This window comes from Nonomuraea sp. NPDC050790 (assembly GCF_044456745.1).
Classification (GTDB): domain Bacteria; phylum Actinomycetota; class Actinomycetes; order Streptosporangiales; family Streptosporangiaceae; genus Nonomuraea.
Map to the genome: position 1 here is coordinate 266,023 of NZ_JBITGF010000004.1, position 24,423 is coordinate 290,445.

Annotated in this window: 19 protein-coding genes and 1 pseudogene; 12 read left to right on the top strand and 8 right to left on the bottom strand. The window is 69.0% G+C overall.

The annotated features are described in order from the left end of the window. Nucleotides 1–6: 6 nt before the first annotated feature. The 5 genes from ACIBEJ_RS21670 (at nt 7) to ACIBEJ_RS21690 (ending at nt 5,604) form a co-directional block, all read left to right on the top strand. Complete coding sequence (locus ACIBEJ_RS21670) at nt 7–1,821, top strand: acetyl-CoA carboxylase carboxyltransferase subunit alpha (RefSeq protein ID WP_397184570.1); 1,815 nt, start codon at nt 7–9, stop codon at nt 1,819–1,821. Then, nucleotides 1,818–2,288: an acetyl-CoA carboxylase biotin carboxyl carrier protein gene (locus ACIBEJ_RS21675; protein ID WP_397184571.1), complete on the top strand. Its 471-nt coding sequence runs from the start codon at nt 1,818–1,820 to the stop codon at nt 2,286–2,288. The genes ACIBEJ_RS21670 and ACIBEJ_RS21675 overlap by 4 nt, the downstream gene beginning before the upstream one ends. Nucleotides 2,289–2,299: 11 nt before the next feature. After that, entirely contained in the window at nt 2,300–3,640 is a 1,341-nt protein-coding gene (locus ACIBEJ_RS21680; RefSeq protein WP_397184572.1) for an acetyl/propionyl/methylcrotonyl-CoA carboxylase subunit alpha, read from the top strand. Nucleotides 3,641–3,926: 286 nt separating this feature from the next. Further along, the gene (locus ACIBEJ_RS21685; protein ID WP_397184573.1) at nt 3,927–4,586 is read left to right on the top strand and encodes a class I SAM-dependent methyltransferase; all 660 of its coding nucleotides are present in this window, start codon (nt 3,927–3,929) and stop codon (nt 4,584–4,586) included. A gap of 10 nt (nt 4,587–4,596) precedes the next feature. Further along, nucleotides 4,597–5,604 carry a methyltransferase gene (locus tag ACIBEJ_RS21690; protein WP_397184574.1) on the top strand — a complete coding sequence of 336 codons (1,008 nt, stop codon included), beginning with the start codon at nt 4,597–4,599 and terminating at the stop codon, nt 5,602–5,604. Nucleotides 5,605–6,476: 872 nt separating this feature from the next. On the opposite strand, the gene ACIBEJ_RS21695 is transcribed toward ACIBEJ_RS21690, so the two are convergent. From ACIBEJ_RS21695 to ACIBEJ_RS21705, 3 genes are all read right to left on the bottom strand, one after another. Continuing rightward, a complete protein-coding gene (locus ACIBEJ_RS21695; protein WP_397184575.1) occupies nt 6,477–7,148 on the bottom strand; it encodes a RadC family protein in 672 nt (223 codons plus the stop codon). Between the two features lie 32 nt (nt 7,149–7,180). After that, nucleotides 7,181–9,829: a glycosyl hydrolase family 95 catalytic domain-containing protein gene (locus tag ACIBEJ_RS21700; protein ID WP_397184576.1), complete on the bottom strand. Its 2,649-nt coding sequence runs from the start codon at nt 9,827–9,829 to the stop codon at nt 7,181–7,183. A 440-nt stretch (nt 9,830–10,269) separates the two neighbouring features. Then, nucleotides 10,270–10,986 (bottom strand): GntR family transcriptional regulator, encoded by a 717-nt coding sequence (locus tag ACIBEJ_RS21705; RefSeq protein ID WP_397184577.1) that lies wholly within the window; start codon nt 10,984–10,986, stop codon nt 10,270–10,272. Nucleotides 10,987–11,981: 995 nt separating this feature from the next. Between ACIBEJ_RS21705 and dapA the strand changes: the two genes are divergently transcribed. Together dapA and ACIBEJ_RS21715 are read left to right on the top strand one after the other, a co-directional pair. Then, complete coding sequence (dapA, locus tag ACIBEJ_RS21710; RefSeq protein WP_397184578.1) at nt 11,982–12,899, top strand: 4-hydroxy-tetrahydrodipicolinate synthase; 918 nt, start codon at nt 11,982–11,984, stop codon at nt 12,897–12,899. 54 nt (nt 12,900–12,953) lie between these two features. Then, nucleotides 12,954–14,639 carry a ribonuclease J gene (locus tag ACIBEJ_RS21715; protein WP_397184579.1) on the top strand — a complete coding sequence of 562 codons (1,686 nt, stop codon included), beginning with the start codon at nt 12,954–12,956 and terminating at the stop codon, nt 14,637–14,639. A gap of 109 nt (nt 14,640–14,748) precedes the next feature. On the opposite strand, the gene ACIBEJ_RS21720 is transcribed toward ACIBEJ_RS21715, so the two are convergent. From ACIBEJ_RS21720 to ACIBEJ_RS21730, 3 genes and pseudogenes are all read right to left on the bottom strand, one after another. Further along, on the bottom strand, nt 14,749–15,507 hold the full coding sequence (locus ACIBEJ_RS21720; RefSeq protein ID WP_397184580.1) for an ABC transporter permease: 759 nt from the start codon (nt 15,505–15,507) through the stop codon (nt 14,749–14,751). A gap of 81 nt (nt 15,508–15,588) precedes the next feature. Next, complete coding sequence (locus ACIBEJ_RS21725) at nt 15,589–16,353, bottom strand: ABC transporter permease (RefSeq protein WP_397184581.1); 765 nt, start codon at nt 16,351–16,353, stop codon at nt 15,589–15,591. 74 nt (nt 16,354–16,427) lie between these two features. Further along, nucleotides 16,428–17,069: pseudogene (locus ACIBEJ_RS21730) on the bottom strand (ABC transporter ATP-binding protein); the annotation flags it as partial. Nucleotides 17,070–17,203: 134 nt separating this feature from the next. Here ACIBEJ_RS21730 and ACIBEJ_RS21735 point away from each other — a divergent pair. The 4 genes from ACIBEJ_RS21735 (at nt 17,204) to ACIBEJ_RS21750 (ending at nt 19,856) form a co-directional block, all read left to right on the top strand. Next, a complete protein-coding gene (locus ACIBEJ_RS21735) occupies nt 17,204–18,325 on the top strand; it encodes a sensor histidine kinase (RefSeq protein WP_397184582.1) in 1,122 nt (373 codons plus the stop codon). Between the two features lie 207 nt (nt 18,326–18,532). Further along, on the top strand, nt 18,533–18,715 hold the full coding sequence (locus ACIBEJ_RS21740) for a hypothetical protein (RefSeq protein ID WP_397184583.1): 183 nt from the start codon (nt 18,533–18,535) through the stop codon (nt 18,713–18,715). Beyond that, complete coding sequence (locus ACIBEJ_RS21745) at nt 18,670–19,353, top strand: response regulator (RefSeq protein ID WP_397184584.1); 684 nt, start codon at nt 18,670–18,672, stop codon at nt 19,351–19,353. The genes ACIBEJ_RS21740 and ACIBEJ_RS21745 overlap by 46 nt, the downstream gene beginning before the upstream one ends. Nucleotides 19,354–19,364: 11 nt before the next feature. Continuing rightward, a complete protein-coding gene (locus tag ACIBEJ_RS21750) occupies nt 19,365–19,856 on the top strand; it encodes a DUF402 domain-containing protein (protein ID WP_397184585.1) in 492 nt (163 codons plus the stop codon). Between the two features lie 171 nt (nt 19,857–20,027). On the opposite strand, the gene ACIBEJ_RS21755 is transcribed toward ACIBEJ_RS21750, so the two are convergent. After that, nucleotides 20,028–21,206 carry a hypothetical protein gene (locus tag ACIBEJ_RS21755; protein ID WP_397184586.1) on the bottom strand — a complete coding sequence of 393 codons (1,179 nt, stop codon included), beginning with the start codon at nt 21,204–21,206 and terminating at the stop codon, nt 20,028–20,030. A gap of 34 nt (nt 21,207–21,240) precedes the next feature. Next, entirely contained in the window at nt 21,241–22,512 is a 1,272-nt protein-coding gene (locus ACIBEJ_RS21760; RefSeq protein ID WP_397184587.1) for a glucarate dehydratase family protein, read from the bottom strand. A 274-nt stretch (nt 22,513–22,786) separates the two neighbouring features. Between ACIBEJ_RS21760 and ACIBEJ_RS21765 the strand changes: the two genes are divergently transcribed. Further along, the gene (locus ACIBEJ_RS21765) at nt 22,787–24,223 is read left to right on the top strand and encodes an aldehyde dehydrogenase (NADP(+)) (protein WP_397185275.1); all 1,437 of its coding nucleotides are present in this window, start codon (nt 22,787–22,789) and stop codon (nt 24,221–24,223) included. The last annotated feature ends 200 nt before the right edge of the window (nt 24,224–24,423 follow it).

Consider the following 24,423-nt stretch of genomic DNA (forward strand, 5'->3'; position numbering starts at 1 on the left):
GGAGTCGTGGAGGACAGGTGGATCCGCTGCCGGCGCTGCCAGGCGATGATCCATCACCGGCGGTTCGCCAGGGCGCTGGGCGTCTGTCCCGAGTGCGGGTGCCATCATCCCGTCACCGCGGGGCAGCGGGTGGAGCAACTGCTCGACCCCGGCTCGTTCCGGCCCTTCCTGACGCCGGAGGTGGTGGAGGACCCGCTGGGGTTCGTCGACGCGGTGCCGTACCCGGACAGGATCGCGGCGGCGCGGACGGCGACCGGCCTCGACGAGGCCGCCGTCGGCGGCAGGGGGACGATCGGCGGGCGGCCCGTCGTGCTGGTCGTCATGGACTTCCGCTTCCTCGGCGGCAGCCTCGGCGCCGCCGTCGGCGAACTGGTCACCCTCGCCGCCGAGACCGCGGCGGACGAGCGGGCGCCGCTGGTCACCGTCACCGCCTCCGGGGGCGCCCGCATGCAGGAGGGCGTGATCGCGCTCATGCAGATGGCCAAGACCGCGCAGGCGTTCGCCGGGCTGGACGCGGCCGGGGTGCTGTCGGTCTCGGTGGTCACCGATCCCACGTTCGGCGGGGTGGCCGCCTCGTTCGCGACGCTGGCCGACGTCATCCTCATCGAACCGGGGGCACGGATGGGCTTCGCGGGGCCGCGCGTGATCCAGCAGACGATCCGGCAGGAGTTGCCCGAGGGCTTCCAGACGGCCGAGTTCCTGCTGGAACACGGGATGGTCGACGCGGTCGTGCCCCGCTCGGGTCTGCGCGCGGCACTGTCTTCGCTGGTGGCTAGTGGCTCTGTCGGTGTCTCGCCAGAGCCTGAGTCTCCCGCGCCGTCCGTCCCGTCAGCGCGCTCCGCCCCCGCGGCGCGCTCCGTCCCGTCGGCGCGTTCAGTCTCGTCGGCGCGTTCAGTCCCGTCAGGGCGCTTTGTCCGGCCAGAGCTGTCCGTCCCGTCGGAGCGTTTCGTCCCGTCGGAGCGTTTCGTTCCCCCGGTTCGGGAACCCTGGGATGTGGTACGGCTGGCGCGCGAGACCGGCCGCCCCACCACCGCCGACTACGCCGGCCTGATCCTCGACGACTTCCTGCGCCTGCACGGCGACCGGGTCTTCGGCGACTCCCCGTCGATCGTGGCCGGCATCGGCCGCCTCGACGGACTCCCGCTGATGCTCATCGGCCACCAGAAGGGCCACACCACCCGCGACCGCACGGCCTCCAACTTCGGCATGCCCTCACCCGAGGGATACCGGATGGCCGCCCGGCTGATGCGCCTGGCCGACAAGCTCGGCCTGCCCGTCCTCACCCTCGTCGACACGCCCGGCGCCTACCCCGGCCTCACCGCCGAGGAACGCGGCCAGGCGCTCGCCATCGCCGAGAGCCAGCGGCTCATGGCCCAGCTCACCGTGCCCGTCGTCACCGTCGTCACCGGCGAGGGCGGCAGCGGCGGCGCGCTCGCGCTGGCCGTCGCCAACCGCGTCCTCGTCAGCGCCAACGCCTGGTACTCCGTGATCACGCCAGAGGGGTGCGCCTCCATCCTGTGGAAGAGCGCCGCCGAGGCGCCGCGGGCCGCCGCCGCGCTCAAGGTCGAGGCGGGCGAACTGCTGCGGCTGGGCGTGGTGGACGCGGTCGTCCAGGAACCGGAGGGCGGCGCGCACACCGATCCCGCCGAGGCCGCCGCCCTGCTCGGCGCCGCCGTACACGCCGCCTTCGCGGAGCTGCTGCCGCTGTCCGGCCCCGAGCTGGTACGGCAGCGTCGCGACCGGTTCCGGCGCTTCGGCGTCCCAGAACGCACCCGTCAGGCGCTTCGGCGCCCCAGAACTCACCCGGAGGTGAAATCATGACCGAGCTCCCCAACGACAGCGACTTCGACACGTTGTGCGAGGCGGCGACCAGACTCGTCTCCCTGCTGCCGCATCCGCCGGCCACGCTCAAGATCTCGCACGGGCTGGCCAGCGCCGAGCTGACCTGGAGCGACGGCTTCCCCGCCGTGGTGACCACGACCGTGGACGCGCCGCTGCCCGACGACGGCCACATCCAGGTACGGGCTCCGCTCGTCGGCACCTTCTACCGGGCGCCGGAGCCGGGGGCGGCGCCGTACGTCTCCGTCGGCGACACCGTCGAGGTCGGCCAGCAGATCGGCATCGTCGAGTCGATGAAGCTCATGAACCCGATCGTCGCCGAGGCCCCCGGCCGCGTCGTCGACATCCCCGTGGCCGACGCGGCCCCGGTCGAGTACGACCAGCCGCTCGTCGTCATCGCACCCGGGGACTCCTCGGCCTGCGACACCCTCTTCCCCGGGTCCCGATGATGTTCGGCACCGTGTTGATCGCCAACCGGGGCGAGATCGCGCTGCGCGTGGCGCGCACCTGCCGCGAACTCGGCGTCAGGACCGTCGCCGTGCACTCCGCGGCCGACGCGCCGCCCGTCTGGGCCGACCGGACCGTCCGGATCGGCCCCGCCCCGGCCAGGCGCAGCTACCTCAACGCCGCCGCCCTCATCGAGGCGGCCCTGCAGTCCGGCGCCGACGCCGTCCACCCCGGCTACGGCTTCCTGTCGGAGGACGCGGAGTTCGCCCGGATCTGCGAGGAGTACGGGCTCACGTTCATCGGCCCGCCCGCCGACGTCATCGAGGCCATGGGCGACAAGGCCGCCGCCCGCGCCACCATGAGCGCGGCCGGAGTCCCCGTCCTGCCCGGCAGCCTGCACGCGATCGAGGAGGAGGAAGGCCGCAGGCTCGCCGACGAGGTCGGCTACCCCGTCGTCATCAAGGCCGTGGCCGGCGGCGGCGGGCGTGGCATGGCCATCGTGCACGCGGGCGCCGACTTCTCCGCCGCCTACCGGCGGGTGCGGGCCGAGGCCCAACTCCTGTTCGGCGACGACCGGGTCTGCCTGGAGCGCTACCTCCGGGCCGCGCACCACGTGGAGATCCAGGTGCTCTGCGATGCGCACGGCAACGCCGTACACCTGGGCGAACGCGACTGCTCCACCCAGCGGCGCCGTCAGAAGCTCCTGGAGGAGACGCCCTCGCCCGCCGTCGCGCCCGAACTCGCCGAGCGGATGGCCCAGGACGCGCTCGCCGGCGCCCGCGCCATCGGCTACCGCGGCCTCGGCACCTTCGAGTTCCTCGTCGACGACGACACCGGGGACTACTTCTTCATCGAGACCAACTGCCGCATCCAGGTCGAACACCCCGTCACCGAACTCGTCACCGGCCTCGACCTGGTCAGCGAGCAACTCGCCGTCGCCTCCGGCCACCCGCTGCCGTTCCGCCAGGAAGACGTCGTACGGCGGGGGGCGGCCCTCGAATGCCGCATCAACGCCGAAGACCCCGACCGCGACTTCGCTCCGGCCCCCGGACTCATCGAGGAGTTCACCCCTCCAGGCGGTCCCTTCGTCCGCGTGGACACCCACGTACGGGCCGGGACCCGTATCCCGCCCGACTACGACCCCATGATCGCCAAGATCGTCACCTGGGGCGCCGACCGGGACCAGGCCATCGACCGAATGGACCGGGCCCTGTCCGAGCTTCGTGTGTCGGGCCCGGGACTACGCACCAACACGACATTCCTACGCGACGTCCTCGCCAACCCGATCTTCCGCAAGGGCGCCCACACCACCGGCCTCATCGACCACCTAACCACCACCCCACCCACCACCTGACCACCACGGCATGGCCCAATCCTGACCACCCCTGCCTGGGGCCCACCACATGCCCCACCGCCTGACCACCGCTTGCCCCACCGCGTGGCCACCTCTGACCGCCACTGCTTCGCCACGGCTCGACCAGCACCTGACCACCACCGCCCAAGCCGCCACGTGACCGCCTCCGCGTAGCCGTACCAGCCGCCCAACCGTCGCGTGACGCCACCCGACCGCCACCCGACCACCACCGACTGACCACCGGTCTCATCGACCACGTCACCACCGGCCTCACCAAGGGAGAGACATGACGACCCTGCCGGACACCGAGATCAACCTCGTCCGCGACGAGAAAGGAGAGGTGACCCTCTACATCGGCGAAGTCCAGGCCATGCAGGGCTGGGAACGTTCCCTCATGTGGCGCTCCGCCGATCTGCTGTGCGAACGCGGCGGCGAGTTCCTGGAGGTCGGACTCGGTCTCGGCTACTCCGCCCTGCGCATCGCCGGCCGCGCCGACACCTACCGGCACACCGTCGTCGAGAAGCACCCCAAGGTCATCGAGCTGTTCCGCGAGGCCAACCCCGACGTGCCCGCCACCCTTGAGATCGTCGAAGCCGACTTCTTCGACCACGTCGAGACCCTCCAGCCCGACAGCTACGACGGTGTCTTCTTCGACCCGGAACTGCCCAAGGCCCTGTTCGAGGACCGGGACAGGCTCGACGCGTTCATGCCCAAGGTCGTGCGCGCGCTGCGCCCGGGCGGCACGTTCGTGCCCATGTTCTCCCTCGACGGCGACGTGCCCGACGCCGCCACCTGCACCGCCTCGGCCGCCACCATCCTTGAGCGCTACCTGCGCTTCTTCGACCGCGTGGTCGTCGAGCGGCAGCCGTACCACGCCTATTCCAGCACCGCCTACACGCCGAGCACTCGCGGCGACGCCTTCATCCTCTGCTTCACCAAGGACTAGGAGACAGCCCATGACGCTGACCGCAGCTTCCCTGATCAAGACCGCCACCGGCTTCTACGAGGCCCAGGCCCTCTACGCCGCCGTCGAACTCGGCGTCTTCACCAAGGTCGCCGACGGCCCCGTCCCGTACGAGCGGCTCCGCGACGACCTCGGCCTCCACCCGAACGTCGCCGGCGACTTCCTCGATGCGCTGGTCGCCATGCGCCTGCTCACCAGGGACGCCTCCGGCTACGGCCCGACGGCCGCCGCCCGCGCGTACCTGACGCCCGGCGCCCCCGAGTACATCGGCGGCTTCCTCGCCCTCAACCAGCGCCGCCTCTATCCCGCATGGGGCGACCTCACCTCCTTCCTCAAGACCGCCGCCAACCTGGCCCACGGCGCCAAGGTCGACGACCCCATGCCCGCCCTGTACGCCACCCCCCAGCGCACCCGCTCCTTCGCCGAAGGCATGGACGGCTACGCCACCCTCCTGGGCCGCCCGATCTCGGAGAAGTTCGACTGGTCCACGGTCAAGTCCTTCGCCGACTTGGGCGGCTGCCGCGGCATGCTCACCACCCGCATCGCCGCCGCCCACCCCCACCTGGAGGGCGTCACCTTCGACCTTGCCCCGCTCAACCCCCTCTTCGACGAACTGGTCGCCTCCACCGACCTGGGCACCCGCGTCCGCTTCCAGTCCGGCAGCTTCTTCACCGACCCGCTGCCGGAGACCGAGGTGTACGTGATCGGCCACGTCCTGCACGACTGGGTCGAGTCGCAGCGCCGCCAGATCATCCAGCGCGCCTACGACCACCTGCCTGCCGGAGGCGCGCTGCTCATCTACGACAGCATGATCGACGACAAGCGTGAAGAGTCGGCGTTCGGGTTGCTGATGAGCTTGAACATGGCGTTGCTGAGCGGCTCGTCCGAGTACACGATCGCCCAGGGGGAGGGCTGGCTGAAGGAGGCAGGCTTCCAGGTAGACAGCCCGGTAGCCCTGAACGAACTCACCACCATGCTGATCGGCCGCAAACCCCACTAACCACCAGGGGCCGGGGCCCACCCCCGGCCCACCCAACCCCATCCTCAACCCACCCAACCCCACCCCCAACCAACCGAGCACCCAGCGCCAGCCACACCCAACCCACGCACCACCCAACCTCATCCTCAACCCGCCCAAACCCACCCCCCAACCAACCGAGCACCCAGCGCCAGCCACACCCAACCCCACCCGGGCCCACCCCAACCCAACCCCACCCCAACCCAACCCCACCCCAACCCAACCCAACCCCAACCCGATCAACCCCAACCGACCAAGCGCCCGGTCCACTGGCCAACCTTTCCTCGGCCCCTGAACCCTGGCCCACCCAAATCGCCGGGCCTAGCCAGTCCTCCAGACATAGCCAGTATCGGGCCCGCCCAGCCCCTGGCCACCGAACCCCCGGCCACACCCCACCCGCAACCCCACCGAGCCCTCGCCCACCTATCCCCGGGTCCGCCCAACCCACGCCTCACCGGGCCCCGCCCCCGCCCCACCAGGCCATCGCACCTATCCCCGCCTCCTCGAAGCCATGGCCTTCACGTCCGCCCCCTCGACTACCTCTCCACGCCCGCCTGCTCAACCACCCACCATCTCCTTGGCTCCGCCACGGCCTCCTCAGCCACCCCGACCCGCCTGCCCAGCCAACCCCGGCCGCCCAGGAAATCCCGGCATACGGGGCCCGACACTCCTCAACTCCCGAGGCGCACATAAGAGCCCGAACCCCCAACGTGCCAACCCCTGGACCTTCGAGGCGCACATGCGACCCCCGAACTCCCAAGGCGCACCTGCCAAACCCCGGGACTGCCAAAGGGCACAGGCAAACTCGGGACCCCCACAAACCCGGCAACCGGCCCGCGCAGCCGTACTGCCGATCAAGAAGGCACCTCCGGGGTGGGGATGCGGCGCCAGGCGGTTTCGGTCACGATCAGGTGGTCAAGGAGGCGCAGGCCCACGGTGTCGGCGGCCTCGGCCAGGCGGGTTGTCGCGGTCAGGTCGGCGTGGCTGGGGGTGAGGGTGCCGGTCGGGTGGTTGTGGGCGACCCCGAACGCGGCCCCACCCATGGTGAGCACGGTGGTGATGATCTCGCGGATCGGGAACGGCGTGTGGTCGGCCCCGCCTTCCGTCAGGACGGTACGCCGCAGGATGCCGCCCTGGCCGTCGCACACCACGACCGCGAGTCGTTCGCGCGTGTGCCCGCGGAGCAACGGCGCGGTGACCTCGGCCAGGTCGGAGCTCCCGGTGATCCTGGGCCGCTCCGGCCCGGCCTGCGCTCGCCGTACGAGATGAAAGGCGGCGGCCACGCGCGCGGCCTTCGCGGGACCCACGCCCGGGACGGCGAGCAGCCGGTGGGGCTCGGCGCGGGCGAGTTCGCCGAGGTCACCGCAGTGGTCGATGACCCGCGCGGCGAGCTCGACGGCACCGGCCCCGCGGAAGCCGGACCCGAGCAACACGGCGAGCAGCTCACGGTCGGCGAGCGCGGCGCCGCCCGACGCCATGAGGCGCTCGCGCGGCCGCTCGTGAGCGGGCAGGTCGTTGACTAGCACGAGAACTTTCTATCAACCTCCACCGACAGTATTCATGCGGGCACGATGCGATACTTTGCGCCGGATTTGGCGGGGATGAAGAGCTTGTCGCCGTGACGGATCGCGGAGATCGGGCGGCCGTTCTGATAGACGCGTACCGGCATGCGGAACATGTCATGACGTAGCGTCGCAAGCCCGGATTTGTCGGCGCGCAGCCGTACTTCGGAAGGCTTGCCGCCCTTCCACGTCAGCCCCACGGTGTACGCGCCGCGCGCCCGCAGACCGTCCACCGAGCCGTCGGCCCAGGCAGCGGGCAGGGCGGGAAGCAGGTCAAGGGCATCCAGATGGGACTGCAGGAGCATCTCCGTCATTCCCGCTGTCGCCCCGAAATTTCCGTCGATCTGGAACGGCGGATGCGTGTCCCACAGGTTGGGCAGCGTGCTGGTTCTGAGCTGGTCGCCGAGCAGCTTGTGGGCCCGGTCGCCGTCGAGCAGCCGCGCCCAGAAGTTGATTTTCCAGGCTTTGCTCCAGCCCGTCCCCGCGTCGGTACGCGCGTTCAGCGAGACCTTGGCCGCTTCCGCGAACTCTGGGGTGGTTCGTGGAGAGATCTGATGCCCGGGGTGAAGCGCGTACAGGTGCGATACGTGGCGGTGCGTCTCGTTCGGGTCGTCCCGGTCCTCCTTCCACTCCTGGAGTTGGCCCCACTTTCCGATGCGCAGACCGGGATCGAGCTTCTTGAGCACCTTGTGGGCCTTCGCCGCGAACTCCGGGTACCCGGTCAGCAGCGCCGCCTCCCTGACCTCGGTGAACAGTTGCCACAGGATCTCCTGCGACATTGCCGCCCCAGCCACCGACGGGCCGAGTTCGGGCGAGCGGCTGGGGATGGCGACGAGCTTGCCGTCGCGCGGGTCCGTCTGCAAGAAGTCGAACCAGAAGCGCGCCGCGTCCTTCATGACCGGGTATGCGGTCTTCTTCAGGAAAGAGCGGTCACGGGTGAATCGGTAGTGGTCGTACAGTTGCCCGGCCAGCCACGCCCCGGACTCCGGGAAGAAGTAGGCGGGATGGTCCCAGGCGCCGGTGTGGCCGAAGATGTTCGAGGCGTGGTGGGCGACAAACCCCTCCGCACCGTACATCTGTCGCGCCGTCACCCGGCCCGGCTCGCGCAGCCCGTCGACATAGCGGGCAAAGGGCTCGAACGTCTCCCCGAGGTTGGTCATCTCGGCAGGCCAGTAGTTCATCTGAAGATTGATGTTGACGTGGTAGTCGGCCTGCCACGGCGGCGCCTCATGGACATTCCAGACACCCTGCAGGTTCGCGGGCAGCGACCCCGGCCGCGAAGACGAGATCAGCAGGTACCGCCCGAACTGGTAGTAGAGCTGCTCAAGCGCCCGATCGGCCTGAGGTGCGGCGCCGTACCCGGCAAGAAGCTCATCCGTCGGTACGGCGGGCATCGCACCACCCAACTCCACCCGCATCCGGTCGAACAGCCCCCGGTAGTCGTCCTGATGCTTCCTGAGCAGGGCGTCATACCCCAGCCCGACCGCCCGATCCACCTGAGCCGAGACCTTGGCATGAGGGTCATCGCCCTTATACATCGGATATTTGGCCACGTAGTCGGTACCAGCCCCGAGGATCAGCACCACCTCATCCGCACCCGCGACCGTCACGGACCCATCCGCTCCATCGGTACGGCTTCCGCCCCGGTTGACCACGTGGAGCTGGGTTTCGTACCGCATGCCGTTGCTGGCCAGGGCGCCCTTGACCGTGATGCGGCCGTCGGTGGCCGAGGCGGTTCTGGTGCGGTTGGCAGGGGTGGAGATCTCGGCCTTGAAGGACAGCTGGCCTGGCACGCTGGCCGACAGGCGGCCCACGATCACACCCGCTGGGGCCGAGGCGAAGTACTCCCGGGTGAACCGGACTCCGGCCGAGGTGTAGGAGACGCCTGCCACGGCCTGGGAGATGTCTAGGTAACGGCGGTATTCGGATGGTTCTCCTGACGGCGAGTCGATCGAACCTTGGCCCGTGGGACCGGAGGCTGCCGAGCCCTCTGCCGGACCCGAGCCCACTGGACCCGAGCCCACCGGATCTGAGCCCACCGGATCTGAGCCCAGCGGACCCGAACCCGCCGGACCCGAACCCGCCGGACCCGAACCCCGTGGGCCCGAGTCCGCCAGATCTGCGCCCTTCGCTGCTGAGCTGCCGGGATCGGAGGCCGACTGCCCCGAGGGGTCAGCCGGGGCGGAGGGTGGCTGGGTGAATGTCAGCCGGACATCCCCGAAGCTTTGGTACGCGCCGAACCGGCGATGGCGTGGCGAGTCGGACTTGTGCCCCAACGCGGCCAGCACGTCCTCGGGCTTGACCCCGCCCTCCTTCCAGATGCGCTCACGAATGCCTTCCAGTGCACCCGGCCGAGGAGTGTCCCAATTGCCGTAGTTGTAGTCGCTGACCCCCGGCCCCCCAGTCCACAGGGTCTTCTCGTTGAACTGCAGCCGCTCGGCCCCCACCCCACCGAACACCGTCGCCCCCAGCGCCCCATTGCCGATCGGCAACGACCGCTGCTCCCAACCGCTGTTGGAGTCAGGCGCCGGCTCGTCAAACCACAGCGTGTACGGCTCCGCCCCTTCGGAACTCTCCTGAAGGGCTGCTCGAGAACGCCCTTGCACCACCGCCGGACCATGAGCCTTCGCAAGCACCGCACCCACGGGAGCCTTCGCGTCCCCGCTCCTCGTCTCTTGCCCGATCGCTCCGGCCAAGGATTCTGCGCCGACCTCCATCCCCGTCCCCGTCGTGGATCCCTGGGACGCCGGGCGCCCCCAGCCCGGTCGCGCCAACCCCCTGCCCTAAAGCGACTCCCCGCCCTAATCCGGCCCTCTGTCCTAAGCCGGTCCCCTGTCCCGAGAGGCCCGCGTGCGTCATGGCGTCGCCCGTTGGCGGGCCGTCGGTTCGTTGGTCGTCGTGTGCCGGGGCGCCTTCGGCCCGAATGTCTGCCCCCGCCGGAGGCGCCACCAGCATCACCGCGGCCATGGTCATTCCCGCCAGCATCCTTGGTCTCATCGCCACTCCATACATCGGAGGTATTGCTGTGACGATAACCAGAGATTCCGGTCGAATCCAGGCTTGATCGGAAGGGACGTCCGATGAATTACATGGGCATGCTGTACACCACCTGGAATCGGTCACCGGGAATCACGATGTCGCTCGTCTCGACCGGACGGTCGCCGGCCCAGTGGGTCCGTTCGACGTGGAGGACGTGCACCCCGGCCGAAAGGTCCAGAGCGTCACTCTCCGTGGGGCGCGGCACCCGCGTGCGCACGCTCTCCACAATCTCCGTGATCTTGATGCCGTGAGCGGACATCCGGGTCACGAGGCTGCGCCGTTCGTCCTCCGAATGCGCCGCGAACTCGATCGGCTCATATGACGTCGCCAGTTGCAACGGCTTGCCATCGCCACGGAAGACATATCGGGTACGCGAAACCGTGACGGACTCGTCGACGCGCAACCGCCGGGCGATGTCCGGACCGGCTTCGGCGGGTTCGCTGTGCCAGTCCCAGGTCACGCGCCGACCCTGCGACTGCAGGTCGGCGGCGAACGGGGCAGGGTGGTCGAGAAAGCGCCAGCGGTGCAGCGGGGACAGCTCCGGCTGTTCCCGTACGTAATGGCCGGAGCCCACGCGGCCGATGATGAGACCTTCTGCGGCCAGAACGCGCAGCGCGTGACGCGCCGCGGTCTCGCCGACCTGGTATTTACGAGTGAGTTGCGCCCGTGAGGGGATGGGCGCGCCGGGGAGGAGGGTGCCGTCGTTGATCTGCCGCCGAATGTCTTCGACGACGCGCAGGTAGACCGGATCGGAGGTGGCCACTAGTGCATCCCTGGGGTTCGTGTGAGGCGTTGCCCCATGTTGCCGTATTCGGCAGGTAACCATCCGTCATCGCCGAGTGTTGGAGTACCAACTTTGCAGTGGCGGAAAATTGTCCGCGAAACCCTGTAACGCGGGTGTAAGGGTGACCGATTCTCCGTTAGAGGTCGTCGATGTGTGTACCCCCGAGCACATATCGGCGACCTCTTCCAATTCCAGGACACGACCGGACGAGGTGCCGAAACCCGAGATCTGACGATACGGGCCCCCGGTAACCTTCGCCGCCCTGGCCGCAAACACCCCCCGCCAACCACAACCGCAACTCAGCCTCCGGAAGGCATGGAGACCCACGGCCGCCAGCCAGTGGATGGCGCTGGCCCACGGCCAGCCGATTCGGCTGAGCCACAGGACAAAGCTGAGCCGCGAGGACAAAGCGCAGACCATGTCGGAACCTGCTTCTGGTTGTGGGCAGCGGCGGCTGCCGAGCTCGGCTCGGGCTGATCGCCCTGAGCGGTGAACGGTGTTTCTGACGAACAGGCAGGTACGGCTCTCGCCGGAGGCTTGACCTCCTCGCTGATGACCGCCCGTTTGCCGGTGCGCCTGCCCTTGAAGTGCGTTGGCTGCTCTGGACCGTGGGTGAACGTTGGTGTTGAAACCACTTGGTTGGGTCACGGGCGTCGTTACGGCGGGTCACCACGTCCGACGTGAGAAGCGTGCGGCCGATCGGGCTGCGCCGACGTCGGCGGGAGGCGCCCACTTGGCTCTGCCGTAACGTATGGGTTGCAACACGACCTACGACAGCAACAAGATCCACGACAGCAACACGACAGCCGACAGCATCACGCGCGAGTGCCCTCACACACGGGCGCGGGGAGAGATACGGCCGGATGGGGAGCGGTGGGGCGCTGGCGTAACGGATAGACCTCAAACCCCGGCAGAGGTCACTATCGGGGTGGCGCTGTCGGTGGCGTTTGGGGAATCCAGGTAGCGTTCGCACTATGGCTTCGCCCAATGGAACCACCGACGCCCCTTTCGGTCGCATGCTGACCGCGATGGTCACGCCGTTCACTCAGGACGGCGCCGTCGACTATGCCGCCGTTCGGCGGCTCGCGGCCTACCTCGTCGATGAGCAGCGCAACGACGGCCTGGTCGTCAGTGGGACGACCGGCGAGAGCCCCACCACCTCGGACGCGGAGAAAACTCGCATCCTGGAGGCGGTGCTGGAAACCGTGGGTGATCGGGCGACCGTGGTCGCCGGTGCGGGCACCAACGACACCCACCACAGCGTCGAACTGGCCAAGGCCGCCGAGCGGGCGGGCGCCCACGGGCTGCTCGTCGTCACGCCGTACTACAACAAGCCCCCGCAGGAGGGGCTGTACCGGCACTTCTCGCATGTGGCGGACTCGACCCAGCTTCCGGTGATGCTCTATGACATTCCTGGACGCAGCGGGGTTCCGATCGCCACCGAGACGCTGATTCGGCTGGCGCAGCATGACCGTATCGTCGCGGTGAAGGACGCCAAGGGCGACATGTTCGCCGCCGGTCAGGTGATGCTCGCCACCGAGCTGGCCTTCTACTCGGGGGACGACCTGCTCAACCTGCCCTGGCTGTCGGTGGGCGCGGCCGGGTTCGTGAGTGTCGTCGGGCACGTGGTCGGCTCGGAGCTGGCCCAGATGATCCAGTTGTTCCGGAACAACCACGCCGAGCAAGCGCGCGCCATTCACCGCCAGTTGATTCCGGTGGTCGACGGCATCATGCTGCGCGCCGGTGGGGCGATCATGGCGAAGGCCGCTCTCGGCCTGGTCGGGATGCCTGTGGGCCCGGTACGGCTGCCGCTCGTGGAAGCGGACGACAAGCAGATCGCCGAGCTGCGGGCCTGCCTGGTGGCCGGCGGGGTGAAGTTGGCAGATATATAGGAACGGGGAGGACAAAGAAGTTTTGCGAACACTACGTCTCCAGGCGGGTAGACCATGAGCCATCCGCATCCGGAACTCCCGGACCCGCCGCCGCTGGCCGACGGGGGCCTGCGCATCGTCGCGCTGGGCGGCCTCGGCGAGATCGGCCGCAACATGGCCGTTTTCGAGTACGACGGCCGGCTGCTGATCGTGGACTGCGGGGTACTGTTCCCCGAGCCCGACCAGCCTGGCGTTGATCTGATCCTGCCCGACTTCGAGTACATCAGGGACCGGCTCGACGACGTCGAGGCGCTCATCCTGACGCACGGCCACGAGGACCACATCGGCGCCGTGCCGTATCTCTTGCGCGAGCGGCGCGACATCCCGCTCGTCGGGTCCAGGCTGACGCTCGCCTTCATCGAGGCCAAGCTCACCGAGCACCGCATCCAGCCAGCCAAGATCGAGGTCGTGGAGGGTCAGCGCGACCGCTTCGGGCCGTTCGACTGCGAGTTTCTCGCCGTCAACCACTCGATCCCGGACGCGCTCGCGGTCGCCATCCGCACGCCCGCCGGGCTGGTGCTGCACACCGGCGACTTCAAGATGGACCAGTTGCCCAGCGACGGCAGGCTGACCGACCTCGGCGCCATGGCCAGACTCGGCTCCGAGGGCGTCGACCTGCTGATGTCCGACTCGACCAACGCCGAAGTGCCCGGGTTCGTCACCAGTGAGCGCGAGATCGGCCCGGTCGTCGACGAGGTCATCCGCACCTCCGACAAACGCGTTATCGTGGCGAGCTTCGCCTCCCACGTCCACCGCGTGCAGCAGGTCATGGACTCCGCGGCCAAGTACGGCCGCAAGGTCGCGCTCGTCGGCCGCTCCATGGTCCGCAACATGGGCATCGCCCGCGACCTGGGCTATCTGCAGGTGCCGCCGGAGTTGATCGTCGACTCCCGCGACATCGAGGAATGGCCGCCGGAGGACGTCGTCCTCATCTGCACCGGCTCCCAGGGCGAGCCCATGGCGGCGCTCTCGCGCATGGCCAACCGTGACCACCCCATCCGCATCGCGGAGGGTGACACGGTGCTGCTGGCCAGTTCGCTGGTGCCGGGCAACGAAACCGCCGTCAACAAGGTCATCAACGGCCTGACCCGCTGGGGCGCCCGCGTCGTGCACAAGGGCAACGCCAAGGTGCACGTCTCCGGACACGCCGCCGCGGGCGAGCTGCTGTACGTGCTCAACCTGACCAGGCCCTCCAACTTCATGCCGGTTCACGGTGAATGGCGTCACCTGCGGGCCCACGCCCGGTTGGCCTCGCTCACCGGCGTGCCCGACGATCACATCGTGATCGCCGAGGACGGCGTGGTCGTGGACCTGGTGGACGGCCGAGCGAAGATCGTCGGTGCGGTCCACGCCGGCTACGTCTACGTGGACGGTTCGTCGGTCGGCGAGATCACCGACACCTCGCTCAAGGACCGCAGGATCCTCGGCGACGAGGGCTTCATCTCGGTGGTCGTGGTCGTCGACTCGCAGACCGGCAAGCTGACCGCCGGCCCGGAGATCCACGCCAGGGGCTCCGGCATCGACCCGATGCAGTTCGACCAGTTCATCCCGCAGATAGAACGTGCCCTTGAGGCCAAAGCGGCCGACGGGGTCGTCGACATGCAGGAGATCCGCCGCGTGGTCCGCCGCACGGTCGGTCGCTGGGTGAGCGACACCTACCGCCGCCGTCCGATGATCATCCCGGTCGTGGTGGAGGTCTGACACCCTCTCCAGGGGTACGGCCACGCCGTACCCCTGCCCGGCTCCTCGGGTCATTTCCGTGCCTTTCTGCCCGTGTTCCGATCTGGTCAGGCTGCTTGGGTGACGCCGGTCAGGCGTCGCGACGCCTTAACAACCAGACCCCCGCGAGCAGGGGCACCCCGGCATAGGCAGCTAGGACGATCGCGGCGGCCACGGGAGACAGCAGTTCCCCGTAGACCGACGAGGCGAGGGAAGCCCCGGCGATCTCTCGGGGCAGCGCGCCAATCATCACCGAGCCCAGCCGCTCGCTCCACGGCTCCGGCAGGTTGCCGCAGACCATCGGAATGACGTAGACGAGTCCGACGAGGATCGCCACCGCCCCGGCCGTGGACCTCATGATCACGCCCAGCCCCAGCCCGAGCAGGGCGAAGACCGCCACGGAGATGCTGGTCGGCACGAGGATCGACCAGGACTCGGCGAAACCGCTCACCGGATAGCGCCCGGCGAGCATCCCGCGGGACAGGAAGAACGTCCCGAAGACGCTGACCACACCCACCACGAGCCCGAGCCCGCCCGTCACCGCCGCCTTCGACACCAGGACGGGCCAGCGACGCGGCACGATGGTCAGGCTGGTCTGGAGCACACGGTCCGACGTCCACGACAGCACGCCCATGATGCCCAGGCACAGCTGCGGAACGATCACCACCACCTCCTCCAACTCCGCGATGCGGGCACTGGCACGCATGGACGGCGACGCATTGTCGTACATCCCGATCGCCATCCAGGCCAGCCCGGCGGCGAGCAGCACGGAGCACAGTCCGATGCCGACGGTCAGGTGGCTGGAGCGGACCGACCTGACCTTGAGCCATTCGGCGGTCAGCACACTCATGTCCGCCACTTTTCCGCCAGGCGCATCCGGTCCGCCGTTTCGGGCGGGGATGTCCGGCTCCGCTCGCGCGGGAGTGGTTGTTCACGCATCACGCCTCCTCAACAGGAGGTATCCGGCCAGCAGCGCGGCGGCGCCGTACGCGATGAGGACGAGCAGTGCCGCCCACGGCGGCAGGACTCCGTCGCCGAGGCGGCGGGACAGGCGCTCGCCGGCGATCTGTGACGTCAGGTTGGGAAGCATGATCGAGGCGATCCGCGTGTTCCACGGCGCGGGCAGGTAGTTGGCGACACCGGGGAGCACGAACAGCAGCGAAACCACCGAGACGATGCCCGCGGCGGTCGAGCGGGTGGCGGCGCCCAGCCCGAGGCCGACCAGCGCCAGCACCGCGACCGACAGACTGGATGCCAGCACGGTCGGCAGGCCGTCGAGCAGGCCGGTTTGGTTGAAGCCCAGGGCACGGTCGCCGGCGATGAGGCGGCTGATCGTGTAGGTGGAGATGAGGATGGCTGTGCCCGCGGCGAGCGTCACGCCGCCGACCACCACGGCCTTCGCGAACAGGAGGCGCCCGCGCCGCGGCACGGCGGCCAGGCTGGTTCTGAGCATGCCGCTCGCCTGCTCGGAGGTGATCGCCAGCACGCCCAGGACAGCCAGGCTGATCTGCGCCAACGGCAGGAACCCCACCTCAGGGGCGGCGGCGGTGACCGAGCCGTGTTCGTCGGCCAGGCTCGCGACATACAGGGTCCAGCCGATTCCGAGCACGGTCACGAGCGAGGCCGCGCCGACCGCGTAGCCCGTGGAGCCGACCGAGCGCAGCTTCAGCCACTCCGAGGCCAGGACCGCTCTCATCGCACGGCTCCGTACTCGACGCTGGAGGCGGTCAGCGCCATGTACGCCTCCTCCAAAGAGGGGTATCCGTCGGTGAGTTCGGCCACGGACGCGTCGGCCACCAACCGGCCGCGGCCGACGATGACGATACGGTCGGCGGTCAGCGCCATCTCGCTCATGAGATGGCTGGACAGCAGCACCGTCCTGCCCTCCGCCGCCAGCCCGCGCATGAGGCCCCGGATCCAGCGCACGCCGTCGGGGTCGAGGCCGTTGACCGGCTCGTCGAACATCAGCACCCCCGGATCGCCCAGCATCGCCGCCGCGATGCCGAGCCTCTGTTTCATGCCGAGCGAGAATCCGCCCGCCTTCCTGCGCGCCACGCCGCTCAGGCCCACCAGCTCCAGGACCTGCGCGACTCTGCTCGCACCTATGTCATTGCTCAGCGCCAGGCACATCAGATGGTTGTAGGCGCTCCGGCCGGGATGGACGGCGTCGGCGTCGAGCAGCGCACCCACCTCGTGGAGCGGGCGCCGCAGGTCGGCGTAACGGCCGCCGTTGACCAGCGCGTGGCCGGAGGTGGGCGCGTCGAGGCCGAGCACCACGCGCATGGTCGTCGATTTTCCGGCACCATTGGGCCCGAGGAAGCCGGTCACGTGCCCGGGCTCCACGCGGAAGCTCAGCCCGTCCACGGCGAGCGTGTCCCCGTATCGTTTGGTCAGTTGTCTGAGTTCGATCACGCGATCAAGGGTGCGGTACGGCGGGTCGTTCGCACATCGGACTGTGATCCGTCAGACCACGGTGTCATTCGAGGCCCGCACAGTCAGACCGTGGGATGACGCGCCCCGCCCGACCTCCGGATACCTTTCTTCGCGTGGACCTGTTCGCCAGGCGGCTCAGCCGCGCTCAGCTCATCGCGCTCGACTGCGTGTTCGCGTGGGCGTTCGGGCTGTATTTCCTGGCGGACGCCGCGGACGTCGACGCTCCCGGCTGGTTCCGGCTCACGTTGCCGCTCGCGCTCGCCGTGCCGCTGGCGGTACGCCGGTTGTGGCCGGTCGCCGTCTTCGCAGTGGTGATGGCCGCGACCGTGGTCGCCATCGTCACGAACTTCCCCTCACTGGCGTTCGCCGCGCCCGCCTTCGCCGCATATCTAGTCGCCTCCGCCTCATCGCGCAGGCTGCCGGTCAGCTCCATCGCGATCTTCAGCGTCCTGGCCCTGATCACGCTGCTCGTCGCGGGGGTGCCAGGCGATATCACCTGGGTCATGGGAGAGACCGCGTCGACCCTCGCCGCGCTCTGCGTCGCGTTCAGCTTCGGCCTGGCCGTCCGCGAGCGCCGCGCCTTCGCCGCGCGTGACGCGGCGCGCAAGGCCGAGCAGGCCGTCGCCGAGGAACGGCTCCGCATCGCCCGCGAGTTGCACGACGTCGTCGCTCACAGCGTGGGGCTGATCGCGGTCAAGGCGGGCGTGGCCAGCCACGTCTTCTCTACCCGGCCCGAGGAGGCGCGCGATGCGCTGGGCGTGATCGAGACGGCCAGTAGAAACGCCATGGGCGAGATGCGTCACCTGCTGGGCGTGCTGCGTTCTCCCGAGGCGCCCGATCTGGGGCCGGTGCCCGGACTGGACGGTCTGCCCGCACTCGTCGACCGGGCCAGGCTCGCCGGGATCGAGGTCGAACTCGACGTCGGTGATGTCAGTGAAGTACCGGAAGGGGTGAGTCTGTCGGCGTACCGGATCGTCCAGGAAGCGCTCACCAACGTGGTCAAACACGCCGCACCCGCCCGCTCCCGCGTGTCGGTGGCCACCGACGGACAGGTCGTGCGCATCGAGGTCACCGACGACGGACCCGGCAGGCGTGTGCTGCCGGGGACGGGCCCTGGGCACGGTCTGGTCGGGATGAGGGAGCGGGTCATGATGTACGGCGGGGCCTTCGAGGCCGGGCCCGGGGCCAAGGGCTTTCGGGTGCGGGCGGCGCTGCCGTACGGGAAGGCGTCATGAGCGGGGCGGACGGGTCGCAGTCACGCGGCCCTGCGGAGCACGGCGAGGACGAGGCTGAAGGCGGGCTGTCTGACGGGGAGTTCGATGCGGACGGGGTGCTGTCACGCGGCACTGCGGAGTATGGCGAGAATGCGAACGAAGGCGGGTCGTCTGACGGGGAGCTCAGTATTTCCGAAGGGGACGTAGAGGAGACGAGTCGTCCACCACATGACGTTGGAGAACCAGCACGTGATGGTGGAGAACGAGCACGTGCTGGTGGAGAACCGGCGGGTGACGACGGAGGACCGGCGCCTGACGTTGGACGCGCAGCACGTGACGTTGGAGAAGGGAGACGGGCTGCCGGGGTGGAGACAGCTGAGTTCGAGGCTGGTGAGCGGGGCGAGTCCGTGATCCGGGTGCTGGTGGCCGACGATCAGGCGTTGCTCAGGGGGAGCTTTCGGCTGCTCGTGGACTCCGAGCCCGGCCTGGAGGTCGTGGGAGAGGCGGCCACGGGGGTCGAGGCGGTGACGCTGGCCGCGGTGGTGCGGCCCGACGTCGTGCTCATGGATGTGCGGATGCCGGAAATGGATGGCATCGAGGCCACCCGTCGACTTGGCGGCGGGACCAGGGTTCTGATCGTGACGATGTTCGACCTTGATGCGTATGTATATGCGGCTCTGCGGGCCGGGGCCAGCGGGTTCTTGCTCAAGGACACGCCTCCGGCAGATCTGCTGTCGGCGATCCGCGTGGTGGCGGCGGGGGAGGCGTTGCTCGCGCCGACCGTCACGCGTCGGCTGATCGAGGAGTTCGCCCGTACGCCTGCCGTGCCCGCGTTCCGGGGGCTCGACGGGCTGACCGAGCGCGAACGCGAGGTGCTCACGCTGATCGCGCGTGGGCTGTCCAACCATGAGATCGCCGAGTATCTGCACCTCAGCCTGGCCACGGTCAAGACTCACATCGGTCGCCTGCTCACCAAGCTGGACGCTCGCGACCGGGCACAACTCGTGATCGCCGCCTACGAGAGCGGGCTCGTGGGCGCGACACGATAGCGTCACCTGACATGAGGGTGGAATTCCGGAAATTTGATGGTTCGCTCCACTGGCACCATGCCGCCCGGCGGCTCGGGGAAGACGCCCACGGCGTGTGGGTGGGTGCCGGAGCCGGGACCATCGGGGCCAAGGGACACGAGCCGCCGGTGATGTGGGAAGAGCCGTTCGTGATGTTGTTCCCGCGGGATCAGTGGTGGGTGGCGCTGTTCAACGCCGAACCGCACCGAACCGCCATCTACGTGGACGTCACGACGGTGCCCGAATGGCGGGACGAACTGGTGACGATGGTGGATCTCGATCTGGACGTGGTGAAGAAGCGGACCGGGGTTATCTACTTGGATGATGAGGACGAATTCGCCGCGCATCAGGTGCGGTTCGGATATCCGGCTGAGGTGATCGCCGCGGCTGAGGAGTCGGCTCGGTGGGTGTTCAAGGCCGTCACGGAAGGCCAGGGGCCGTTCGGCGGGGCGCACGAGCGGTGGTTGAGCCAGGTCATCGACTGAGGGGTTGCCGGGGCGCTGGTTCTGACCTGCCGAGTAGGTACCTGGTAGCGGGCAGCATTGGTGGTGGGGCGTGGCGGGATGGTGCCTGGTTGCGGGGTTGGTGCCTGGTGGTGGGGCGCGACGGGGCGGTGCGGTGGTGTGGTGCGGCGGGGTGGTGCCTGGGGGCGTCGGTTAGCGGTTGATGGCTGCGCGGAGGGCGGACAGGCGGGCGGGGGAGGCGAGGCCCGCGTGGTAGAGGTGAAGCTCGGTGGCTCCGGCCTTCGCGTAGGTCGCCATCTGGTCGGCTAGGACTGTGGCGTCGGCCGGGCGGGGTGGGAGGGCCAGGACGTAGGCGCCGATCCGCTGAGGGGTGGGGCGGGCCGCTGCTGGTGAGGGCTTGGCGGCACTGGTGGGCGTGTCGGCCGTGTTGGCTCTATTGGCTATGTTGGCGAGGGTGGTGAGGCGGTCTGCGTCCGCGGTGGGGTCGCCCCAGCAGTTGCCGACCAGGACGTCCGCGTCGGGTTCGCCGTTCGGGAGGGCTGCGAAGGCGCCTGCCGCCCACGGGTCGGGGTTGGCGTGGAGGGTGATCGGGGTTTCTGGGGAGAGTTCTCGGGCTACGGAGATCAGGCGCTGGCGTAGGTGGGTGGAGAGGCTCAGGCGTACTTCTTGGACGGCTTGTGCGCGGTCGGCCAGGGCTGCTGCCGTCGTGGTGGAGCTGGGGGCCTGGGTGTCGATGATGCGTTTTACGTGCTCTCGGGTGCCTTCGGGGTACCGGGGGGCGCAGGCGGTGCAGAAGCAGAGGGAGAGAAGGTCGCCGAGGGGGCCATTCCAGTCGGCTCCGGCGGTCTTCTCGTGCATGTTCTGGTGGCCGAAGCCCATGGGGCCGCAGGATTCGAGGATGAGGCCGTCGGGTTCGGCGACGGTGAGGATTTCGCGGGTTAGGCGTTCGCAGTAGTCGATGACTTCGGGGTGGGCGGGACAGAGGGCGTGGGCGTAGAGGTCGCCGAAGGCGTTGCGGGTCGCGAGGCCCGGGTGCTTGCTGCCCAAGTAGGAGTTGTGGGTGAGCACGGTCCAGGCCAGGACCTTCAAGCCGACTGCCTTCAGTGCGTCGCGGGCCGTTAGGTAGGCGTCGGGAGGCGTCCAGGTGGGGGAGGCGGGGACCACGGGGCCCCAAGCGTCCTGGCGAACGGGCAAGTAGAAGGCTGAGTGGGCTACGTCCAGTACGCGGTGGTTCGGGTGGTAAGGAGTGGCGGCTCTGGTGGAGTGGTAGGAGGCGGCCAGGGCGACTGCCTCGACGCCCAGGTCGGCGATGCGGCCGGGGGCGGTGGGGTCGCCTACGACGTCCCAGGGGTAGAGGTAGGCGATGTTCACCGGGCGGTCCCTTTCGTCGGCTGCCTTCTCATCGTCACCAGTGGCCTCGCTTGACCACGAACTCGGGGTCGAAACGTCGCATGTAGCCGGTGTCGTCCCGGGAGGTGAGCCCGCAGGTCAGGTACTGCTCGTGCATGCTGGCCAGCGCCTCGCGGTCCAGTTCCACTCCCAGGCCGGGGCCGTGGGGCACCGGCACCGAGCCGTCCACGAAGCGCAGGGCTCCGGGGGCGACGACGTCCTGGCCGTCCTGCCACGGCGTGTGGGTGTCGCAGGCGTAGGTGAGGTTGGGGGTGGCGGCGGCGAGGTGGGTCATCGCGGCCAGACTGATGCCGAGATGCGAGTTGGAGTGCATGGACAGTTCGAGACCGAAGGTTCCGCACAGGGCCGCGACCTGGGCGGAACGGTTCAGGCCGCCCCAATAGTGGTGGTCGAGCAGGAGTACCTGGATGGCGTCGGAGGCGATGGCCGGAGGGAGGTGTTCGGGCGTGACGACGCACATGTTGGTGGCGAGCTTTGTCGTGATGTTTCTCGCCACGTCTGCCATGCCGGAAATCTCGGGGCAGGGGTCCTCGAGATACTGGAGCACGTCGTTCAGCTCGTGGGCGACGCGGATGGACGTCTCCGGGGTCCAGGCGGTGTTGGGGTCCAGCCGCAGCGGTACGCCGGGGAACGCCTCATGCAGCGCCCGGATCGCGGCGATCTCCTCGTCGGGTGGGAGCACGCCGCCCTTGAGCTTGATGGAGCGGAAGCCGTACTCCTTGATCAGTAGTGCGGCCTGCTGCACCAGCCCGGCGGGGTCGAGCGCGGCGCCGAAGCGATCGGGGGTGCCGCCCGGGTGACTGTCCCACTTGTAGAAGAGATAGGCGCTGTACGGCACCGCCTCCCGCACCCGGCCACCCAGCAGGTCGCAGACCGGGACTCCGGCCGCCTTGCCCCGGATGTCCAGCAATGCCACCTCGAAGGGGGAGAAGACGCGATCGATGCTCTTCTCCTTGGTGGAGGTGCCGGTCAGACCGTGCAGGTCGCTGACGACGTCGCCGACGATGGCGCTGATGCGGGTGTAGATCTCGTTGGTGTGGTGCACGTCCACGCCGATGAGGGCGGGCGCGCATTCGCGCATCTTCGTCAGGTGGTCGAGGTCGCCGTAGGTCTCGCCGAGGCCGGACAGGCCGTCTTCGGTGATCACCTCGATGATCGTGCGCAGTGCCCAGGGCTCGTGGACGCCGGCGGCGTTCAGCAGCGGCGGGTCTCGGAACGCGACAGGCGTGACACGGATCTCCTGGATGATCATAGAACCGCCGTCCATATATGTGAACGAAAGACAGGTTTGTGGACAGGTGTCGCAACTGTAAGAATCGCCCTGTAGGGGTGTCAAGCGATACGTTGTGAAGTGTGATATTGCACTGGGAGGCCAAAAGATGATCTACGGACATGACCCTAGGACCGGCGAGACCGTGGGCGCCGCACTGCCCGAAACCGACAGCGCCCGCGTCAACACAATCGTCACCGCCGCCGTCGCAGCGGCTACTGGAACCAGGCATGGCGTCGGAGCCGACCATGGAGGCGGAGTCGGTCATGGCATCGGGGGTGCTGGAAGTGCGGGGAGTCCCGGTGCCGGCGGTGCCCAGGGGGCCGCTGCGGGGGACGTGGGGGGTGGGTGGCGAGATGTGTCGGTTGCAGAGCGGGCTCAGGTGCTTGAGGCGGTGGCCGATGCGTTGATGGCGCGGGCGGACGATCTCTGGGTGGTCGCCGAGCGGGAGACCGCGCTGGGTGAGGTGCGGTTGCGGGGGGAGATCGCGCGGACTGCCGGGCAGTTCCGGCTTTTCGCGCAGGTGATCAGGGATGGGGGGTATGTCGAGGCGATCATCGACCATGCGGATTCGTCGTTGACGCCTCCTCGTCCGGATGTGCGGAGGATGAAGCGGGCGCGGGCCGGTGTGGTCGCCGTTTTTGCGGCCAGCAATTTTCCTTTCGCGTTCTCGGTGGCGGGAGGGGATACGGCTTCGGCGCTGGCGGCTGGGTGTCCGGTCGTGGTCAAGGCGCATCCTGGGCATCCGCATACCTCCGAGCTGGTGGCGGAGGTGGTGCGGTCTGCCCTGCCTTCGCCTGATCTGCTCGGGCTGGTGCATGGAATGGAGGCCGGGGCGGAGCTCGTACGGCATCCGGCTGTGGTGGCGGTGGGGTTCACCGGGTCGGTCGCCGGAGGCAAGGCCATTCAGGCGCTGATCGACGAGCGGGAGACGCCCATTCCGTTCTTCGGGGAGCTGGGGAGCGTCAATCCGGTCGTGGTGCTGCCTTCGGCTCGGGCGGAGGACGTGGCCGGTGGGTTCGCGGGGTCGCTGACGTTGGGGGTCGGGCAGTTCTGTACCAATCCGGGGCTTCTGTTTGTGCCGGAGGATCCCGCGCTTCTGGAACGGCTGGCGGCGGCGGTTCGGGAGACCACGGGCGGGCCGATGCTGGCCGAGCGGATCAGGGACGGGTATCTGGACGGGCTTGGGCGGCTGTCCGAGCTGCCCTTGCTGGCGGAGGGGAAGGCGGGGGAGGGGGCCTGGGCGGTTACGCCCAAGGTGTTCGTCACCGGGATCGGGGAGTTCGCGGACAAGTTGCCTCGGATCGCTGAGGAGTGCTTCGGGCCGGCCTCGGTTGTGGTGACCTACCGGGAGGTGTCGGAGCTGCTGGGCGTACTTGAGCGGTTGGAAGGGTCGTTGACGGCAACCGTGCATGGCACCGTGCCTGAGGAGGGGGCTGCTGTCGCGGAGGTGCTCGGGCGCAAGGCTGGGCGGCTGATCTGGAACGGCTGGCCGACCGGCGTGGCGGTCTGCTGGGCGATGCACCATGGCGGGCCCTGGCCTGCTTCCACCAACGCCGCGCACACCTCTGTGGGGGCGACTGCCATTGATCGGTGGCTGGTGCCCACTGCCTATCAGGACTGGCCAGGTGAGCTGCTGCCGCCTGAGCTGCGGGATGACAACCCGCTGGGTGTGCCTCAGCGGGTGGATGGCCGGCTGAACGCCTGACCCGGCCTACGCGCTGGGGTTGAAGGACCGGCTCTGCGCCTGCCCAAGGAGGGCAGGGCCGGTTTGTTGGGCTGCCAGTCGGCCGGGTGGGGGAGTGGCCCTACACCCATGTGGTGGGGCGGCTCGGGGTGGAGCAACTGGTTATGCCTTTGGGGCGAGGGCGAGGGCTTCGGGCGGGGAAGGGCGGGGCGGGAAGGAAG

Coding starts and splice junctions, on each gene's coding strand:
- ACIBEJ_RS21740 (WP_397184583.1), top strand. CDS start 18,533: ATGACGTTGGAGAACCAGCACGTGATGGTGGAGAACGAGCACGTGCTG.
- ACIBEJ_RS21725 (WP_397184581.1), bottom strand. CDS start 16,353: ATGAGAGCGGTCCTGGCCTCGGAGTGGCTGAAGCTGCGCTCGGTCGGC.
- ACIBEJ_RS21685 (WP_397184573.1), top strand. CDS start 3,927: ATGACGACCCTGCCGGACACCGAGATCAACCTCGTCCGCGACGAGAAA.
- ACIBEJ_RS21715 (WP_397184579.1), top strand. CDS start 12,954: ATGAGCCATCCGCATCCGGAACTCCCGGACCCGCCGCCGCTGGCCGAC.
- ACIBEJ_RS21760 (WP_397184587.1), bottom strand. CDS start 22,512: ATGGACGGCGGTTCTATGATCATCCAGGAGATCCGTGTCACGCCTGTC.
- dapA (WP_397184578.1), top strand. CDS start 11,982: ATGGCTTCGCCCAATGGAACCACCGACGCCCCTTTCGGTCGCATGCTG.
- ACIBEJ_RS21675 (WP_397184571.1), top strand. CDS start 1,818: ATGACCGAGCTCCCCAACGACAGCGACTTCGACACGTTGTGCGAGGCG.
- ACIBEJ_RS21750 (WP_397184585.1), top strand. CDS start 19,365: ATGAGGGTGGAATTCCGGAAATTTGATGGTTCGCTCCACTGGCACCAT.
- ACIBEJ_RS21690 (WP_397184574.1), top strand. CDS start 4,597: ATGACGCTGACCGCAGCTTCCCTGATCAAGACCGCCACCGGCTTCTAC.
- ACIBEJ_RS21720 (WP_397184580.1), bottom strand. CDS start 15,507: ATGAGTGTGCTGACCGCCGAATGGCTCAAGGTCAGGTCGGTCCGCTCC.